This is a genomic window from Bacillus sp. ISL-34, assembly GCF_018613325.1.
Classification (GTDB): domain Bacteria; phylum Bacillota; class Bacilli; order Bacillales; family DSM-1321; genus Peribacillus.
In genome coordinates, this window is the sequence record NZ_JAGGQJ010000010.1 from 1 (window position 1) to 18,705 (window position 18,705).

The following is an 18,705-nucleotide window of genomic DNA, read 5'->3' on the forward strand; positions in this document are numbered from 1 at the left end:
TAAAATATTCACTAACTCAGTCAGTTTTGGTAACTGCTCAACCAAAGTGTTCAATGATTCCTGCACCTCGGGCTTTAAAAGCTGATCAAGGATATCCAATTGTTCTTGGTTTGCAGAAATATTAAGTGTTTCATGTTCAGGTTTTGAGACTACATCTACCATATCTAATTCCCCTTTAAACTTAATTATTTTGATTTATGTGTTTTCCGCCGATACTACTAATCATACGACTCTAACCTCTTAATTTCAAATATTTCTTTTGTGATACAAATATAATTTTTATAGTAATGATTAAGAGTTATTAGGTGGGTTTGATGATTTATCTTAATATTTCGAAAAAACAAAAAGATTATTCTAGTTATAATACCTTTTTTCATAAGAGAAGGAATGCCCTTGTCATTTCCTATAATAATAGAACACTTAAAGCCTATTTGCTATAATGTCCATAATCTTTGAATATGCCATGCTTGAATGAGGCCCAAGAATATTTTATCTGATTTAGGGTAAATAATATTATCGGAATTGGAGATGATGCCCTTGGTAGAACGCAGGATGTTAAAGGTCCATGGTGAGAATATCGAAATATGCTCTAGATATAATGAAAAATATAGTAAATGGAATTGTACAGCTAAAATTCCCAATAGTTCCATCATTGCTTATTGTCGTGATAAGAATAAGCTTCGTGCTGAGACAGTTTCTATGAGCAGGTTATTAATTACTTATGATGACTATAAAATTGTCTGAGATGTAAAAGGCGCCCAACCTCGAAGATTAAGGTTGGGCGCCTTTTTTATAGAAAAATATTTTATCTGCGAAATCGGGAATATATCTTCGAAAACTCCTGATTTATCTACGAATTATACAATTTATCGATTTTTCGACAAAAATTCTTTTTTAAAAAAGCATTTTCTTAATAAAATGCAACGAAATTGTCAAAAAAATATCAGAAAATACTGAAAGGGAAAGTAAAATTATGTTAATATATTTAAAAAAAGTATTATTTTTTAAGTAATCTTGAATAATTTATTTTTAAAGGATCTCCATAAATGGAGTGTAGGACCTGGCCGTTTTAGCAAGTGAAATAGCCTTATAGAATAAGATTATCAATTGAGTTTACTACAATAAAACGAAATGGAGTCGATACAATGGTTAATATTACTGGATATGGCAAAGCGACACAAGAAGCAGTGAATAAGTTTCAGGAATTTGTGGGTTTTGAAATCCCTGCAGATTATCAACAATTTCTCCTTAAGCATAATGGCGGCACAACTGCGGTTCAAAACTGTAAGTTTTATGTAGATGGATTAGACACACTCGTTTGCTTAAATGTACTTTATGGATTAGAGCTTCAAGATAAAGAACTGGATTTACAGAAATGGCATGAAGAAAACAGAGATGACTTACATAAGAATTGCATTATAATAGGTAATGATACATGTGCAGGTAAAATCTTACTGATAAATAACGAAGAGGAACAGGGAGTTTACTTCTGGGATCAGGGTTGGTATTCGGATCCATCAAGCCAGGATGAAAATATTTATAAAGTTGCATCGAGTTTTAAATCTTTCATTGAGGGATTGAAAATCCCGGAGGAAATCTAATTTTATTGTAATCCCCTTGATTGGCTCATACCATTCAAGGTTTTTTATTGTCATTTTAATGAAGAGAAAAAGATGTATAAAATATTATTGGTTAAAGACGATTCCAAAATAGCTGGAATCTTGGTCAATTATTTAAAAAGGTGGGTATGAGGTTTTTGAAGTGAAGCAGCTGGACCAAGTCTTTGCGGAGTTCCAACAGATAAAGCCAGATTTGGTCTTGTTGGATATTAATCTTCCCTATTATGATGGTTTCCATAGGTGCCGGCTAATAAGGACGGTTTCAAAGATTCCCAACATATTCACCTCTGCAAGGACAGATGAAATGAACCATGTCATGGCCATTGAATATGGCGGAGATGATTATTTAACAAAACCGTTTAATTTGGAAGTGGTACTGGCGAAAATAAAGAGTGTCCTGCGTAGGGTTTACGGTGAATATGCGGAAATATCTTCATTCCACCAACAAATAAAGGAAATGGATGGACTAACACTTTATACGGAAAAAGCGATGATTGAATATCAGAACAATCAGGTAACGTTAACTCAAAATGAGTTGAAATTATTGAATTGTTTACTACGACAATATGACACCATTGTCTCGCGTGAAGATTTGCTTGAAGCATTATGGAATGATGATTCATTTGTTGATGACAATACATTGACCGTCAATGTCACAAGGGTTCGGAAAAAACTCGAGGATATTGGCGTCAAGCATGCCATAACAACCAGCAGGGGAAAAGGATATCGACTAAAAGTAGTGCAAGGTGAAGAGGAAGCTAAAGTCCTTTATGAAAGACCGTCTTTATTTTATTTTTTATACCGTTCTATTGGTAAGCCTGCTTATTATTGCTTATGCATTAGCCGTTCTGGAAGCGGGGAATCACATATCGATTGCAAATATCATCTATTTAATTATTCTTGCGTTGTTTATGATGCTTCTATTTTTAGCGGGCGATTATATAAGGCAGTACTACAAACCTAATATTTAATATTAAGGACTATTCCAGGTTATTCTTTTTGACCTCGATCATCACAGCCGTGATTTTGACCGCTGCAGGAACACTTTTCATGTTTAGTGCAGATTTAAAAAAGCAAGGGATGGATAACATTCCGCAATCCATTGACTGGGTTGAAAATGACGCTTCCGTTTATTCCGTTATTGAACCATCCGCAGTAGAGAAAACATTAAAGGAGGATGGATTCAAGATCCTTTACGAAGTAAATATGACAGGTGTGCCCATTTCCCACATGTTACCCCATATGAGAACGGGAGAATCCAATGAAAATTAGTCATTATTAATCTCGGAAAGTGATTATAACAATGTGGCTGCATTGCGAAAAATTGACCCAGTAAAGTTATCCGGAAAAGAAGCGTTATACATTTTTCCTTATGGGGGACTGGATTATCAATTCGTCCAAAAGGGAGAACAAAAAGAGCTTCATTATGGTAAACAAACCATACAGGTAACAATGGCCGGTCAGCGCGATCAATCCATAGTCGCTCCCATAAAATCAGCAACGACCCTGATGGTGGTCGATGATCAGCTGTATCATGAAATAACTGCTGATGTGCCTTTGAAAGAGATGGTAAGAGTACGAGGGTATGAAGTTAAAGATTGGGAAGAATCAATGGAAACATCTGGTGAAATTGAAAAAATGTCTAATGATCCTGACCATAATCAATTGCAAACAAGAGCTCCGATTTATCAAGAAATGAAACAGGGAAGCATTTTGATACTTTTTATCGGCTTGTTTGTCAGTTTATTATTCTTTATCGTCCAAGGAAGCATGATGTATCTGAGAGTTTTTACGAATTTAGAAGATAAAAAAATCCAAATTCACGCCCTTCATCGATTGGGCCTGACAAAAAAAGAAATACGGCAAATTTTAAGTGCGGAAATACGCATCCTCTTTTTCGCTCCTTCTCTGATAGGAATGATTAATGCCATAGTCGCCTACATGGCATTAAGCAATTTATTGGGATCCAATTTGTTTGTCTATTCGGCCATGGTCATCGCAACGTATTTTCTTTTTCAGCTGCTATATTATCAAGTAACTAAAAAGATGTATGAGCGGCCAGTCATCAATTCGATTAAATGAAAGTATATATATTAATGGAATCAGGGGATCAGGCTCTGATTCCATTTTTTTATTCAGGAGATCTTCTCATTGTAATGGCGTTTTCATTAATCAGAAATTAGTTAATATGTACTATTGAAAGAGGAGTGATCCACTATTTTGCACAGATTATATGAATTATGGTGTAATTTTACAGATGAATCCTCTAGATTCTTGTAATATTTTCATATAAAGGGTAAAATTATTTATTTGAAGCGAAAATATCGAACTCTACATCATTCATTTTTTCCATTTTCTCATACGTAATTATATTGATATAATTGATTATCTGGAAATAATATGATTTATTAGAAATGATTAATAGTTGAAGTGGGGTAGATTAAAATATTAAAAGTTATATGATCAAAAAATAGTGGGTGATCTGTTAATTACTTGATTAATTATAGTAGTATATGCCTGGAGTTATAGAGAATATTAGATTTTTTCTCTATTTCTTTGTCACTTTATATAGTAAACTCAGAATAGGTTCGTTAACTTTTAGCTGCTAGAGATGAGGTAAGTTTAATCCTATGAAAAATAAAAAGTTAAGGGCATTTCTTTATTTGACCATTCTTTTATTGATTGTTTTCATTCTTCTAAATATGTTTTCAACATATTTAAGCATTAAAAATTCTGTGCAAAAATCCGTTGCTAATCAAAACTTGGTAGCTGCTAGATCTATTGCCGACTCGATGGATATAGAGGCCTATCAGCGATTTCTCAATAACCAAGTAAAGAGCCGGGATTATGAGGATATAAAAGCTTACTTAGAGGATGCCCGTGAAAAAATAGGAGCATTATATGTTTATACCATCATGATTGATAATCCGAGAGTGTCCAAGTGCATGATTACTGGGTTTTCTAAAGATCATAAAGGGGATTTTCCTATCGGTGGTGCATGTACTGTTCCGCCAGAGCAGGTCAAACAGGGGTATGAAGGCAAAAGCTTCATTACCGGGATTCTAGAAGATCCAGAGTATGGTGAGTATTTGACTGTGGGAGTGCCAATGAAAAATCAAGATGGCGACATAATTGGTTTTTTGGGCATTGATGTGAGCGCAGAAGATATTAATGCCATTAACGGCAAGGTATTGAAAAGCAGCATTGCCATTCTTGTTTATAATGGTGGATTTGTTATCATGCTGCTGGTTACCTTTTTTGTCATTCAAAAATGGTATCAAAAGGAACTGACACGTGAAGTGGGGGATACGGAAGATACGTATCAATCGGAATTTCAATCTCTCATTGCTTCGGTCCGCTCATTAAGGCATGATTTTTCCAATCATATTCAGGTGATACATGGACTGCTTAAATTAGAGGAGAACGCAAAAGCGCTCGAATACTTAACCGGTCTTTCAAAAGAAGTGCATTCAATTGAATCGATGAAATTGGATGTGACTCACCCGGGCTTATCTGTTCTGTTAGAGACAAAAAGGCTCTCGGCCCAGAATTATAACATCGATATTGAGGTTGATGTTTCACCCGAATCCTTCAATCGAATCAAAACAGTCGATTTGATTAAATTATTATCAAATGTTATCGATAATGCTATTGAGGCAACAATTGAATTGCCAGAGCAAGAACGCCGAATGAATATTGCCTGCAAAGCTGAAGATGAAAAGTATACGTTTATGGTAACGAACACCGGACCAATGATTTCGGAATTAGATCTGGAGAATATATTCGCCAGCGGATTTTCAACCAAAAAGGCACAAAAGGGCAAAGTTCGCGGACAAGGATTGTTCATCGTTAAAGACTTAGTGAACAGATATGATGGAGAGATTCATGTACAATCCTCTGAAAAAGAAACGACGGTTACGATGATCATACCCGTAAATGGAAAAATGGGCTAAATTGAAAATCCAAAGGAAGCACAAATTGATAAAAAGGCATGATTCCTCAATTCAGAAGGAATCATGCCTTTTTTATGATTCTATTATCGGGATCATAATCATAATCCCCCTTCTATCGGGAGAAGGGGGATTGAAAATCCCGTTTTTCTCCAGTGCCGCAAATGGGGCTATGGGCTTCAAATGAATTTCGGTATTTACACCCTGACAATCTAAGAGATATGAAGATGACGATTACCGGGGGGAAATTGAATAAAAGTACCTGAATTGGACATAATGGGTAGATGTTTAGCTGCTTTCATCGAGATTATGATAAGATAGGGAAAAAATCATTTAAGGCAGTGAGATTGTGAAACAACAAAAAGGAAAACTTCTCGTGATCATTGGACCGACTGCTGTTGGGAAGACAAAGATGAGCATTGAGATGGCAAAGTTATTTAATGGTGAAATTATTAGCGGAGACTCCATGCAGGTTTATAAAGGGATGGATATTGGGACTGCAAAAATCAAGAGGGAAGAAACAGAAGGAATTCCTCACTATTTACTTGATATTAAAGACCCGGATGAACCATTTAGTGCGGCAGAGTTCCAGGAGCGAGCTAATGCTTGTATCGAGGATATCCAAAGCAGAGGTAAACTCCCCATTATTGTCGGTGGAACAGGATTATACATACAATCGGTCATTTATGATTATCAATTTTCGGAGGCGCCATCCGACCCTGTTTATAGGGAGGGACTCGAAAAGCAGGTAAGGGAGTTAGGAATCGATCCTGTATTTGAACAATTACGCAGCGTTGACCCGGAAAGTGCGAATCGGATTCATCCTAATAATGTAAGAAGGGTGATCAGGGCACTTGAGATTTTTCATTGTACCGGTAAAACGATGAGTGAGCAGCTGAATGAACAGCCTACAGAATTGAAATATGATACGTGCATCATTGGATTGACAATGGAACGTGAAAAGTTATACGAACGCATCGATCAACGTGTTGATGTCATGGTAGATGAAGGGCTGATTCAAGAGGTGGAGTCATTTCATGAAAAAGGTTTGAGGGATTGCCAATCGATCCAGGCTATAGGCTATAAAGAAATCTATGATTATTTTGATGGAAGGGCTTCTTTGGATGAAGCGGTTGAGACATTGAAGCAAAACTCCCGTCGTTATGCAAAAAGGCAATTGACCTGGTTTCGGAATAAAATGGATGTAATTTGGTTTGATATGACCGATCTTGAGGGTTTTCCGAAAAAAATACATGAAATATCTGGATTTATAGCAGGAAAGCTTTTCAGTGAAGGCGAATACATAAATTTAGAGAGAAAAGAGGAGGACTAATTCATGAAACAATCAGTAAATATTCAAGATCAGTTTCTAAATCAATTACGGAAAGATGGTACGTATGTGACGGTATTTTTATTAAACGGGTTCCAGATTAGAGGACAAGTGAAAGGGTTCGATAATTTTACCGTTTTATTTGAATCGGAGGGCAAACAGCAATTAGTCTATAAACATGCGATTTCTACATTTGCTCCACAACGTAATGTTCAGATTGATTATGAAGTGAAGGAATAATCATATATATGAATGTAAAAAACAGGTTTAGCTTATAGCGACCTGTTTTTTTTTGCATGCACTTCTCTGTTCTTTTTCAAAGAATCGATAATTTTACGTACTTGTTTTGAATATATATCAAGGGACGGATTATTTTCCGGGAAACCGCAGGAAATGACATTCCCCCATATAAATTGGTGAACGGGAATGGAGATTGTCGCAACATATCCTCCAAGGGAAGAATCCTGTCAGAATAAGTCGCTTTTCAGGAAGGGATACGGCTTAAATAATCGAATTTTCCGATGGGTTAGCAATGACCATCATAAATCGAATGAAAATTTGTGGAATTAGAGTAAGGGTCCAAGATGGAGAGGTGAATGCATTGGAACAACCGATCCGTATGAAAAATAACGGGCAAATCAATATTGTGTTTAATGAGGGAAGCAGAAAAGCGCTACAAAAGGAACTGCCGATAAAAGAAGTTATAGTGCAGGAAATCCCCCACCAGCATGTGGCATTGAAAGAGATTGAAGATGAACTGAAATCGCTGGTCGGAATGGAAGAAATGAAACGGATGATAAAAGAGATATATGCCTGGATTTACATCAATAAACAACGTGAGGCAAAAGGGCTGAAGACTGGCAGGCAAGCTTTGCATATGATGTTTAAAGGAAATCCCGGAACAGGGAAAACGACGGTTGCACGTTTAATCGGTAAGTTGTTTCAAAAAATGAATGTACTATCGAAAGGGCATTTAATTGAAGCGGAGAGGGCAGATTTGGTCGGGGAATACATTGGTCATACTGCCCAAAAAACAAGGGATTTAATTAAAAAGGCCATTGGCGGGATCTTATTTATTGATGAAGCCTATTCCTTGGGAAGAGGCGGTGAAAAGGATTTTGGCAAAGAAGCCATAGATACCCTTGTCAAGCATATGGAGGATCGGCAGCACGAATTCATTTTGATCCTTGCTGGATATTCGAGGGAAATGGATTATTTCCTCAGCCTTAATCCTGGACTTCATTCCAGATTCCCGCTTGTTATTGATTTTCCGGATTATTCGATAGAACAGTTAATGGAGATAGCCGATCGGATGCTGCAGGAAAAGGAATATCTAATGAATCGGGATGCCGAAAGGAAATTAAAAGAACATTTAATCATATTGCGTTCATTTCGGGGACCTATTTCATTTTCTAACGGACGTTATATCCGCAATGTACTTGAAAAGTCAATTAGGGCCCAGGCAATGCGGCTTTTATTGGAGGATTCATTTGAAAAATCCGATTTACTGACGCTTACCAGCCAAGATTTGGTTTTCGAGGATGATGAGAAAGAATGACATGGAAAAGCCCACCAAGATGGCGGGCTTTTCAAATTTATGTTTTAGGCACCCATTTTTTATTGGGAAGATGCCAATTGTTTGTGTAGGAAAGGACTCGCAATATCGTGATGACGGCAAAGAGCGAATAAAGCTGCCATGACTGGGATAATACACCACTGCCTAAGGCCAAGCCTGCAATGATGGCCCATACTGCGTAGATTTCTTTTCTGAAGACCAATGGCTTTCTTCCGGCCAGTACGTCACGGAGTATTCCGCCGCCGCATCCTGTTAATGCAGCTGATACAATGATGGCGCTTATTGGATGATTAAGTTCCACGGCATACATCGCCCCTTGGATGGCAAAGGCTGAAAGGCCAATGGCATCACTGAAGTTTCCCCATCTGTCCCAGTGCTTTGAAAGGTTTGTAGGAAAAACAAAAACGATGGTGATGGATACTAAAGCGATGACAAAATAGAAACTTTGATCCCATAACGCTGAAACGGGGACACCGATCAGCAGATTGCGGATTGCCCCTCCGCCAAAGGCGGTTATGATTCCTAAAATATAAACTCCTAAAATATCATACTCTTCTTCCATGGCGATGATGGTCCCGCTAATAGCGAATGCAATCGTACCTATGAAGCTTAATACTTCCCATGTCATATGAATGTCCCTCTATGTCTTTTTGATTTTGATGGTAAAGCCAAATTTGATTTTAGCATGTTATCGGAATTTTTAAAACGGTTAAAAGCTACGTTTTCAGGAAATTTTTATATATTCAATTTTTTTGTTATGATTAACTGAAATCTACCCGAAGGTGGTGCATGTGATTTGGAAGAAGCAAAAAAGGAAACGGCCGTTTTGATTGGATGTCAAACAACTGAGACTAATGAACGTTTTGAATATTCACTCGATGAACTGGCTTCTTTGGCGAAGACGGCGAATGGTGAGGTTTTAATGACCATCACCCAGAAAAGGGAAAGCGTCGATCCGGCTACATATATAGGAAAAGGAAAAGTGGAGGAACTTAGGAATCTGGAAGAGGAGCTGGAGCCGGATTTATTTATCTTTAATGATGAACTTTCCCCGAGCCAGATTCGGAACCTTTCGAAGCAACTGGAGGCAAGGATCATTGACCGGACACAGCTAATATTGGATATATTCGCTCAGCGGGCGCGTTCCAGGGAAGGGAAGCTGCAGGTCGAACTTGCTCAGCTCCAATATTTATTGCCGCGTTTGGTCGGACAGGGGACGGCAATGTCCAGGCTGGGAGGCGGAATCGGCACCAGGGGACCAGGTGAGACGAAGCTGGAAAGCGACCGCCGCCACATTCGTGGGAAAATAGATGAAATCAAGCAACAATTAAGTGGCATAGTGAAACATCGTGAACGTTATCGTGATAGAAGGAAACGTAATAAGACCTTTCAAATAGCCCTTGTGGGATACACGAATGCAGGTAAATCAACACTGTTCAACCGTTTGACGGAAGCGGATTCTTACGAAGAGAACCAATTATTCGCTACACTAGATCCCATGACACGAAAGGCCATTCTTCCTAGCGGATTTACCGTGCTGCTGACGGATACGGTTGGATTCATTCAAGATTTGCCGACATCTTTAATTGCAGCATTCCGCTCGACCCTGGAAGAAGTGAAAGAAGCGGATTTATTGCTCCATGTGGTGGATTCCTCAAGTACAGATTACTTTAATCATCAGAAAACGGTTCAGGATTTGCTAAATGACTTAGATGTCCCTTCCATTCCACAGCTAACGTTGTATAATAAGAAAGATAAGGTTCACGCTGATTTTGTCAGGTCAGCCAGTCGTGCATCATTAATGATCAGTGCCTATGAACAATCGGACCTGAATGAAATCATGGAAGAAATTGAAAAGTACGTGATTGAAGAAATGGTCCCGTATCATGTTTTCCTGCCATCGAGTGAGGGTAAACTACTATCACAGCTGAAAAATGAAACCATATTGCGCACTCTCTCCTTTAATGAAGAATTGGAAAGATATGAATGCAAAGGTTTTTGTCTAGCTGATCATCCAATAACCGGGCAGCTGGAGAAATATTCATTATAAAGGGGAATTTTGATGTATCAGCAGTTAACAAATGGAGAAGTGTTGAAAAACATTGCCCAGGAAGTGGAAGCAATGATTTCTCCGTTACATAAGCAAGTGGACGAACGAATCGAAGAAAATCAATTTCGCGTATTACAAAGTTATCAAGCACATAAAGTGAGTGATTCCCATTTCATCCCGACTACAGGGTATGGATACGATGATATGGGCCGCGATACGCTGGAATTGATATATGCAGATGTTTTTGGAGCGGAAGCTGGATTGGTGCGCCCCCAAATTATTTCAGGCACACACGCCATCTCCACCGCTCTTTTCGGCATATTGCGTCCAGGGGATGAATTGTTATACATAACTGGAAAGCCGTATGATACTTTGGAAGAAATTGTCGGTATCCGGGGAACGGGCATCGGGTCTTTACGTGATTTTCAGATCAGCTATAAAGCCGTTCCGTTAGCCGAAACTGGAACCGTTGATTTCAAAGCCGTCAAACAAGCCATACAACCAAACACGAAGATGATCGGTATCCAACGGTCAAAAGGGTATGCTACACGTCCTTCCTTTACGATCGATAAAATAAAGGAAATGATTTCCTTTGTTAAAGACATTAACCCGGAAATCGTCGTGTTCGTGGACAACTGTTATGGAGAGTTTGTTGAGACACAAGAACCATGTCATGTCGGAGCGGATTTAATGGCTGGTTCACTCATTAAAAATCCTGGCGGCGGGATAGTGAAAACCGGTGGATACATTGTTGGTAAAAAGGACCTGGTTGAAGCTTGCTCTTATCGGTTAACATCACCAGGAATAGGGGCTGAAGCAGGTGCGTCGCTCTATAGTCTGCAGGAAATGTACCAAGGGTTCTTCCTTGCACCGCATGTCGTGGGCCAAGCTGTTAAGGGAGCCATGTTCACAGCTGCCTTTTTAGAAAAGCTCGGTATGAATACATCTCCAAAATGGGATGCGAAGCGAACTGACTTGATTCAATCCGTCCAATTTGATGACCGGGATAAGATGGTTGCCTTCTGTCAGGCCATCCAATATGCATCACCAATCAATTCACATGTGACACCATATCCTGCCTATATGCCAGGATATGAGGACGATGTAATCATGGCTGCGGGCACCTTTATACAGGGGGCCAGCATTGAACTGACGGCAGATGGTCCGACAAGGGCACCATATGTTGCCTACGTTCAAGGCGGATTGACATACGCCCATGTTAAAGTAGCTGTATTGACTGCCGTGAATGCGCTAATCGACAAAAAGCTGATTCAATTGTAATTGAGCATGTAATGGGAATCCAGATACAATTGGATTCCTATAAAAACAATAGTCATAATATTTGAGTAGTAACAAATCATTTAATTTTTCTGAAAAAAACGCGTTATAAAATGTAACATCATATTGACAAGTTTAATAACATGATATATGATTATTTTAAGATAAACAAAAGGAGGATGCTAAGAATGAGCGGCAACAACATTCGGCGTTCGATGCCTCTTTTTTCCATCGGAATCGTCATGCAGCTAACTGAGTTGTCTGCACGCCAAATTCGGTATTACGAAGAGCATCAACTTATTACTCCTATGAGAACAGATGGAAATCGTCGGGTTTTTTCCTTAAACGATATCGATCGACTGCTTGAGATTAAAGACTTAATCGAACAAGGAGTCAATCTGGCCGGCATAAAAAAGATTTTCACTGTAAAGGAACAGAATTTACCTAAAACTCAAGAATTAGAACAAGCGGAAAAGATAAGACATGACCTTAGTGACGAGGAGCTTCGCAAGCTTCTGCGTGCCGAGCTTTTACAAGGTAGCAAGCATCGAACATCTCTTCGACAAGGGGATATGTCCCGTTTTTTCCAATAAAAATATGATTTATGAATGATTATTAGGGGGAATAGAAATTGGCAAAGTTCACACGTGAAGACATCACTCGTTTAGCGAAAGAAGAAAATGTTAAGTACATTCGTTTACAGTTTACTGACATTTTAGGGACAATTAAAAACGTTGAAATCCCAGTCAGTCAATTAGAAAAAGCACTTGATAACAAAATGATGTTTGACGGATCTTCCATTGAAGGCTTCGTTCGTATCGAAGAGTCTGATATGTACCTATATCCTGATTTAAATACATGGGTTATCTTCCCTTGGACTTCCGAAAAAGGTAAAGTCGCACGTTTGATCTGTGACATTTACAATACGGATGGAACTCCTTTTGATGGAGATCCACGTGCTAATTTAAAACGTGTTCTTGCAGAAGCAAGAGAAATGGGCTTCACAGATTTCAATCTTGGACCTGAACCTGAATTCTTCCTATTCAAACTGGATGCAGCAGGCGAGCCGACTCTAGAATTGAACGATAAAGGCGGATACTTTGACCTTGCACCTACTGACCTAGGAGAAAACTGCCGTCGTGATATCGTTCTTGAGCTTGAAGAAATGGGATTTGAAATCGAAGCATCCCACCATGAAGTAGCTCCAGGACAACATGAAATTGACTTCAAATATGCAGATGCAATCTCAGCTTGTGATAACATCCAAACATTTAAATTGGTTGTTAAAACGATTGCCCGTAAACATGGTTTACACGCGACATTCATGCCAAAACCATTGTTCGGTGTTAACGGATCTGGAATGCACTGTAACGTTTCTTTATTCAAAGGCAACGAAAACGCATTTTATGATAAAGAAGGTAAATTGGAATTAAGTAAAACAGCTGAGCAATTTATCGCAGGTATCATTAAGCATGCTCCAAGCTTCACTGCGGTAACAAACCCAACTGTTAACTCATACAAACGTCTAGTTCCTGGTTACGAAGCTCCTTGTTATGTTGCATGGTCCGCTAAAAACCGTAGCCCATTAATCCGTATCCCAGCATCACGCGGAGTGAGTACTCGCGTAGAGGTACGTAGTGTCGATCCAGCAGCAAACCCATACTTGGCACTTGCAGTACTGCTAAAAGCTGGTCTTGATGGAATCAAGAACGACTTGACTCCTCCAGCTCCAGTTGACCGCAACATCTATGTTATGAATAAAGAAGAACGTGAAGAAGTAGGTATCGTTGATCTACCAGCCACTTTATATGCTGCATTGGAAACATTAAAATCTGATGAAGTCATCAAAGAAGCATTAGGTGAACATTTACTTGAACACTTCGTCGAAGCTAAAGAAATCGAGTGGGATATGTTTAGAACACAAGTTCACCCATGGGAACGCGAACAATATATGTCAATGTATTAATATCTCAAACCCTTGGCACCTTTGGTGTCAGGGGTTTTTTATTTCGGGCATTCTTTCATAAAATCTTAGGAAGTTATCAACTGCCCGATAAATGCCCGAAAAAACTTAAAAAAATTATTCAAGGACATTTTTCATATGCTCCTCGAATTTATCCATTGTGTCATGTTCAATTTTTTTACTAATATGTGAGTATACATCTGCTGTGATTTGCATACTGCCATGACCTAAACGCTCTTGAATGTATTTCATGCTTGCGCCAGCCTCTAACTGTAATACTGCATGTGTATGTCGAGTAGAGTGAATAGGCAAAGAGGGAAGCTCTGCTTTTTTTTAGGATACGAGCAAATGAATTAAAAAGGCTTGATTTTGGCATGTAGTTACCATCATTTCTGCATAATACTAAATTAAGTTCATGATAGTAATCTTCTTGTAATGCCAATTTGTTTTGGTTTTGATACTTTTTGTGAAAAAGTAAATCATTTGTAAGGGACTGACTAATTGTGATAATACGTTTTGAATGATAAGTTTTAACATCGCCAAAGATTTTACTTTGATCCTTACTTGCTTCTTGAAAATCAAGAGATTTATTAATATTAATTGTTTTTTCTTTTAGGTCAATGTCTTTCCACTGTAAGGCGGCTGCTTCACCTTTTTTTGTTACTTTAAAATTATGTAATTGAATGTACCATACTCCAATTGCAGTACGGGCTTAGAGTACTCCAGTTGCAGTACTCTAAATTTTTTTCCTTCATTAGAGCGAAATTCCTAAAGAAAAGCTTTAAAGAAAATATATAAAGAAAACCCTCTGAATTGATTTTAAAGTGTGTTTGATCATCCATTCAATTGGCTTTTTCCCTTTTCTATAAAAAATGCTGTAATATAATTATTTTATTTGGGGACAAGCACAATCATAATTTATTTATTTCCATATTATAAAACAAAGTATGATATGGAGGTAATTACAATGGGAAAACAAAAGGAAGATAAAAATAATTGTAAGGAAGATAAAAATAATTGTAAGGAAGATAAAAATAATTGTAAGGAAGATAAAAATAATTGTAAGGAAGATAAAAATAATTGTAAGGAAGATAAAAATAATTGTAAGGAAGATAAAAATAATTGTAAGGAAGATAAAAATAATTGTAAGGAAGATAAAAATAATAAGAAAGATAAAAAACCTAAGAAAGATAAAAAACCTAAGAAAGATAAAAAACCTAAGAAAGATAAAAAACCTAAGAAAGATAAAGATCATTGTAAGGAAGATAAAGATCATTGTAAGGAAGATAAAAATCATTGTAAGAAAGAGGAATGTAGTTTTACCCTAGAGAAAATACTTGACACAATTCGACACTCACAGAACTTTTAAACTGGACTTTATCACAAATATCACATCGACCACTCTTAATATCAGGGTGGTCTTTATAGTCGTAAACAATGGATGTATCATAGCCGTTGTATTTTTCTTCAGTCAATGCTGATCACCTTCAATAATGGATTTAACTTTAATATGATATCAGATATTTATTAAGGGAGGTAGAGGGGAAGTGACAGAGTATAAGTCAGAAGAACAGAAGCGAACCTTCTATAAGTCAGGCGCCTGGAAGAAGCTTAGGCAGCAAGCTCTTTATCGCGAAAACCATGAATGTCAACAGTGTAAGCAAGGGGGGAAGGTTCATGTGGACTCTCAGAAGGTTGAAGGAGAACGCAAGACTATTGAACTGAATGTCCATCATAAATTTGAAATCGAACATTATCCGAAGCTTGCTTTGGTATTGGACAACCTCGAAACGGTTTGCTTGAACTGCCACAATAAGCTCCACGACAGAGTGTTTGGAGAACAGAAAAAGAAAAGATGGGATGATGAGATGTGGTAATACCCCCCGCCAAAATATTTCGCCAATTATTATTTTTTCCCGGGGAACCGGGGAGGGGGCTCGATTTCCGAGATTTATGATCAATTTTTTTCACGTTAGGGGGGTGGTAATATGCCGGTGAGTGTGACGGAGCTAAAGAAACAATTAATGTCAAAGATTGATAAGAAGGATTTCGTACAAGTTGATAAAGTAGAAAGGTATATAGACTTGGTTAAATCCTTCAGAAAAATAAACAAAATCATTAATAAAGAGGGAGAGACCCTTACAACAAAAAATGGGTCACAGCAGTTCTTAAAGGCCCACCAATACCGACATTGCCCAATACTGTTGAAATTACTACAGAAATGGCTGCAACATATTACGAAATACCAGTCGAAACCATTAGAACTATAATTAAAAGAAACCGTGAGGAATTTAATGATTATGGTGAGATGAGGATACTAAAAGGTAAAGCTTTAAAGGATTTTAAGGCAGCAGTTCAGGATGAACTTCTCTTTAATGGAGTAAATTCTCTAACCCTTCTAAATAGACGAGGGTTGTTGCGACTGGGAATGTTACTAACTGATTCAGAAGTGGCAAGAGCAGTTCGCAACTATTTACTCAATGTTGAAGAAGTATCTGACCCTGAGCAAAAACGATGGGCAATCGAACGTGAAATTAGCAAGCGTGATAGGAGACAACTTACTGATGCAATTCAGGAATTCTATGATGGGACACTAAAAAATGGTGTCCAATATGCTGCTTTAACCAATTTAGTGTATAGTACATTATTCGATATGACTGCCAATGACTTGAAGGTTATGTACGAGCTTGAAAAGAATGAAGCCTTAAGAGATTCATTTACTACTAAAAGATTTAAGAAAAGTGGTAAAAGTAGAAAAAACGATTTCCTCATTACTGCTATTAGGTAAAAATTATCAGGAAATAAGGCAAGAACTATTTGATAATAGATTAAAATTCCAATAATGAAAAGCCCTTACTCTTTTTGAGCAGAGGCTTATATTTATTTTAAACTAATTAATATTGAGGCCTAACCTTCTTAACCAACTCCGTAATATCAATATCTCCGTTCGAAGGGTTAACCCCTTCCCACCCCTTCACTATGGTGATAAAATAAATTGTTTTGGATACATAGAACATCTAGGGGGAAAAGAGAGAATGGCAGATATATTAGCATTTTTATTTTTTTTTGGAGCAGGCGCTCTTCTTGTGACGGCGATTGTTTTCTTGGTGGAGAGGAAATTCAAGAAAGCTCTTATTATGTTGGGACTTATGCTTGTATCATTGATCCTATTTATCATAGCCGTCATGTTTACGGATATAGGGACGGAAGCAACTACTGAAGAGGTGGAAGAAGACGTGATTACGGTCTACGGCACGGTCCAGGTGATATTTCAGTTGATAGGAAGGCGGGGAAAACTACTTTCACTGAATTGTTTGCTGGATAAAGCAAATTTTAACTTTTCATCTAATGTTATAAGTACTGATATTTCATATTGCTTAAAAAAAGCATTAGGATAAAAATATAAAGGTAAAAACCTTTATATTTTTATTAACCTAATGCTTTTTTTACAGTAGAAATTTACTTAATTTTAGAGAAGTTGGAGGAAATTGTATTATAGTAATACATCCATTGTCCCAATGCCCAAGCATTAGCTACAACAGCAACAGGACCTGCAACGTTTTTAATGACTGTCTTAAGGGTTTGTAAAGAAATTATTTTGCCTGCAGTTAAACCACCACCTGTGAAAGCAGCGATTAGCCAACCAGCTAAAGTTCCATTTTCTACACCTCTTATAGAATCAATCGCTCTTGCATGAGTATCAAATGTTTTAGAACTAAGTTTAGCTGTTTTAGTGCCGGATTTCGCATAGGTTGCAGTACCTTTGTTTGTAGAATAGTTCTTTTTATAGCTCATGTTTAAAACAGAAACTAATGATTTGTTACTTGCTGTAGAAGCAAAGGGCATAAAACCTGGGCCGGTATTCTCAATATTAGGCTCAGGCATTTCTTCATTTTTATAGATTTCTTGATCAGTTATTTCTTCATCTTTAATTAATTGTTTCAAAATCTTGTAATAATTCATTGGTCTCTTCGTTATAAGATTTTGTATGGATAACTTTAGATCCATCATCCATAACCTCTGTTATTTCAATATACCGGATTTGGTTGCCATCGATTGATAAAATATACTCGAACTTCTCATCGGTTTCTTTAATTATTGTTAAAGATTCATCTAATACAGGTATTTCAGAATTGGCTGAAGTTTTACTTGGTAGGACGACTAATACTGTACCAAGTAATAATATAAAACTCATGAAAAATGCAGTTCCTTTTTTAAAATTCATCGCCTTCATTCCTTCCTTTTAAATATATGTACATGTACATATATAAACCTACCATAAAAAAAAGGAAAACAGGAATGATTACTCATGATATTCCTACTTTTTTTCTATTATCATGTTACTATTTACTTATATATGAATAAATAGAAAAACATAAAATCATGATGAAAGCTAAAAAAATTATTATGCCTATAAGAAAATTAACAGTTAAATAAATTGCCGAGATATTTAAAAGAGCAATTAAAATGAATAAGGAACTTGCTAAATAAAATATTGAATCATATTCTAAGTTATCGCTATGCGTTAATAAAACAATCGAGTATAAAACTATAAGTGTTACTATACTAATTATTTTTTTCATAGATTCACCCTCCTTTTTATATGTAAACATATCAAGGTTAAAATATCATATATTATCCTAAAATGTTAGTTTTTATGGTTATTTAATTAGTCATAAATCCCACATCAAAATATAACTTGTCCAATAACTTTTTCACAATTCCCAATTCCATTGAAGTATGCAAATGGTACTTTATCATATTTACTCCGCTCTTCACCTTCATGTCAAATTTCTTAAACGCCTGTCACATCTTCAACATAAACTGCCTGTGTAGCAGTCGCTTTATTGGTTTTGTGGTTTTGCGCTTTTATCACTCATTTTGCTTAAACTATTTACAGACTAGGTATAAAAAGTCTGTTTTTTTATACTGTAGTAGA

The 18,705-nt window shown here is 37.1% G+C and carries 19 protein-coding genes and 4 pseudogenes; 17 read left to right on the plus strand and 6 right to left on the minus strand.

The window, feature by feature from the left end; genetic code table 11:
* A pseudogene (locus J7E52_RS09400) lies at positions 1–162 on the minus strand (DUF1641 domain-containing protein); the annotation flags it as partial.
* A gap of 983 nt (positions 163–1,145) precedes the next feature.
* Between J7E52_RS09400 and J7E52_RS09405 the strand changes: the two are divergent.
* The 8 genes and pseudogenes from J7E52_RS09405 (at position 1,146) to spoVK (ending at position 8,457) form a co-directional block, all read left to right on the plus strand.
* Positions 1,146–1,601 carry an SMI1/KNR4 family protein gene (locus J7E52_RS09405; protein ID WP_214745264.1) on the plus strand — a complete coding sequence of 152 codons (456 nt, stop codon included), beginning with the start codon at positions 1,146–1,148 and terminating at the stop codon, positions 1,599–1,601.
* Between the two features lie 72 nt (positions 1,602–1,673).
* Positions 1,674–2,370 (plus strand): annotated as a pseudogene (locus tag J7E52_RS09410) (response regulator transcription factor); the annotation flags it as partial.
* A gap of 248 nt (positions 2,371–2,618) precedes the next feature.
* Complete coding sequence (locus tag J7E52_RS09415; RefSeq protein ID WP_214745266.1) at positions 2,619–2,891, plus strand: hypothetical protein; 273 nt, start codon at positions 2,619–2,621, stop codon at positions 2,889–2,891.
* 42 nt (positions 2,892–2,933) lie between these two features.
* The gene (locus J7E52_RS09420) at positions 2,934–3,701 is read left to right on the plus strand and encodes an ABC transporter permease family protein (protein WP_214745268.1); all 768 of its coding nucleotides are present in this window, start codon (positions 2,934–2,936) and stop codon (positions 3,699–3,701) included.
* 548 nt (positions 3,702–4,249) lie between these two features.
* Positions 4,250–5,572, plus strand: coding sequence for an ATP-binding protein (locus J7E52_RS09425; protein ID WP_214745270.1), 1,323 nt, complete (start codon positions 4,250–4,252; stop codon positions 5,570–5,572).
* A gap of 409 nt (positions 5,573–5,981) precedes the next feature.
* Positions 5,982–6,902: a tRNA (adenosine(37)-N6)-dimethylallyltransferase MiaA gene (gene miaA / locus J7E52_RS09430; RefSeq protein WP_396020266.1), complete on the plus strand. Its 921-nt coding sequence runs from the start codon at positions 5,982–5,984 to the stop codon at positions 6,900–6,902.
* Positions 6,903–6,905: 3 nt separating this feature from the next.
* A complete protein-coding gene (gene hfq, locus J7E52_RS09435; protein ID WP_034313436.1) occupies positions 6,906–7,139 on the plus strand; it encodes an RNA chaperone Hfq in 234 nt (77 codons plus the stop codon).
* A 361-nt stretch (positions 7,140–7,500) separates the two neighbouring features.
* Positions 7,501–8,457, plus strand: coding sequence for a stage V sporulation protein K (spoVK, locus tag J7E52_RS09440; RefSeq protein ID WP_214745426.1), 957 nt, complete (start codon positions 7,501–7,503; stop codon positions 8,455–8,457).
* Between the two features lie 37 nt (positions 8,458–8,494).
* Here the strand turns inward: spoVK and J7E52_RS09445 are convergent, their stop codons facing one another.
* Positions 8,495–9,103, minus strand: coding sequence for a trimeric intracellular cation channel family protein (locus J7E52_RS09445; RefSeq protein WP_133353081.1), 609 nt, complete (start codon positions 9,101–9,103; stop codon positions 8,495–8,497).
* A 168-nt stretch (positions 9,104–9,271) separates the two neighbouring features.
* On the opposite strand from J7E52_RS09445, the gene hflX reads away from it, so the two are divergent.
* The 4 genes from hflX (at position 9,272) to glnA (ending at position 13,769) form a co-directional block, all read left to right on the plus strand.
* Positions 9,272–10,525 (plus strand): GTPase HflX, encoded by a 1,254-nt coding sequence (hflX, locus tag J7E52_RS09450; protein ID WP_214745272.1) that lies wholly within the window; start codon positions 9,272–9,274, stop codon positions 10,523–10,525.
* Between the two features lie 12 nt (positions 10,526–10,537).
* Positions 10,538–11,806, plus strand: a complete 1,269-nt coding sequence (locus tag J7E52_RS09455) for a methionine gamma-lyase family protein (protein WP_214745274.1) — start codon at positions 10,538–10,540, stop codon at positions 11,804–11,806.
* Positions 11,807–11,991: 185 nt separating this feature from the next.
* Positions 11,992–12,396, plus strand: a complete 405-nt coding sequence (locus J7E52_RS09460; protein WP_048680941.1) for a MerR family transcriptional regulator — start codon at positions 11,992–11,994, stop codon at positions 12,394–12,396.
* 38 nt (positions 12,397–12,434) lie between these two features.
* A complete protein-coding gene (glnA, locus tag J7E52_RS09465) occupies positions 12,435–13,769 on the plus strand; it encodes a type I glutamate--ammonia ligase (protein WP_034313424.1) in 1,335 nt (444 codons plus the stop codon).
* Between the two features lie 114 nt (positions 13,770–13,883).
* Here glnA and J7E52_RS09470 read toward each other — a convergent pair.
* Positions 13,884–14,424: pseudogene (locus tag J7E52_RS09470) on the minus strand (site-specific integrase); the annotation flags it as partial.
* Positions 14,425–14,733: 309 nt separating this feature from the next.
* Between J7E52_RS09470 and J7E52_RS09475 the strand changes: the two are divergent.
* Positions 14,734–15,135 carry a hypothetical protein gene (locus tag J7E52_RS09475; protein WP_214745276.1) on the plus strand — a complete coding sequence of 134 codons (402 nt, stop codon included), beginning with the start codon at positions 14,734–14,736 and terminating at the stop codon, positions 15,133–15,135.
* Here the strand turns inward: J7E52_RS09475 and J7E52_RS26875 are convergent.
* Positions 15,122–15,241 (minus strand): annotated as a pseudogene (locus tag J7E52_RS26875) (DUF8096 family protein); the annotation flags it as partial. The gene J7E52_RS09475 and the pseudogene J7E52_RS26875 overlap by 14 nt on opposite strands.
* A 72-nt stretch (positions 15,242–15,313) precedes the next feature.
* Here J7E52_RS26875 and J7E52_RS09480 point away from each other — a divergent pair.
* The 4 genes from J7E52_RS09480 (at position 15,314) to J7E52_RS09495 (ending at position 17,164) form a co-directional block, all read left to right on the plus strand.
* Entirely contained in the window at positions 15,314–15,643 is a 330-nt protein-coding gene (locus tag J7E52_RS09480; RefSeq protein ID WP_214745278.1) for an HNH endonuclease, read from the plus strand.
* Positions 15,644–15,754: 111 nt separating this feature from the next.
* Positions 15,755–16,036 carry a P27 family phage terminase small subunit gene (locus J7E52_RS09485; protein WP_309476872.1) on the plus strand — a complete coding sequence of 94 codons (282 nt, stop codon included), beginning with the start codon at positions 15,755–15,757 and terminating at the stop codon, positions 16,034–16,036.
* A complete protein-coding gene (locus tag J7E52_RS09490; protein WP_286197619.1) occupies positions 15,988–16,554 on the plus strand; it encodes a hypothetical protein in 567 nt (188 codons plus the stop codon). Before J7E52_RS09485 ends, J7E52_RS09490 begins: the two co-directional genes overlap by 49 nt.
* Before the next feature lie 247 nt (positions 16,555–16,801).
* Positions 16,802–17,164: a hypothetical protein gene (locus J7E52_RS09495; protein WP_214745280.1), complete on the plus strand. Its 363-nt coding sequence runs from the start codon at positions 16,802–16,804 to the stop codon at positions 17,162–17,164.
* A 61-nt stretch (positions 17,165–17,225) separates the two neighbouring features.
* On the opposite strand, the gene J7E52_RS09500 is transcribed toward J7E52_RS09495, so the two are convergent.
* Positions 17,226–17,729, minus strand: a complete 504-nt coding sequence (locus tag J7E52_RS09500) for a hypothetical protein (protein WP_214745282.1) — start codon at positions 17,727–17,729, stop codon at positions 17,226–17,228.
* Positions 17,695–17,991, minus strand: a complete 297-nt coding sequence (locus J7E52_RS09505) for a hypothetical protein (RefSeq protein WP_214745285.1) — start codon at positions 17,989–17,991, stop codon at positions 17,695–17,697. Before J7E52_RS09505 ends, J7E52_RS09500 begins: the two co-directional genes overlap by 35 nt.
* Positions 17,992–18,705: the final 714 nt, after the last annotated feature.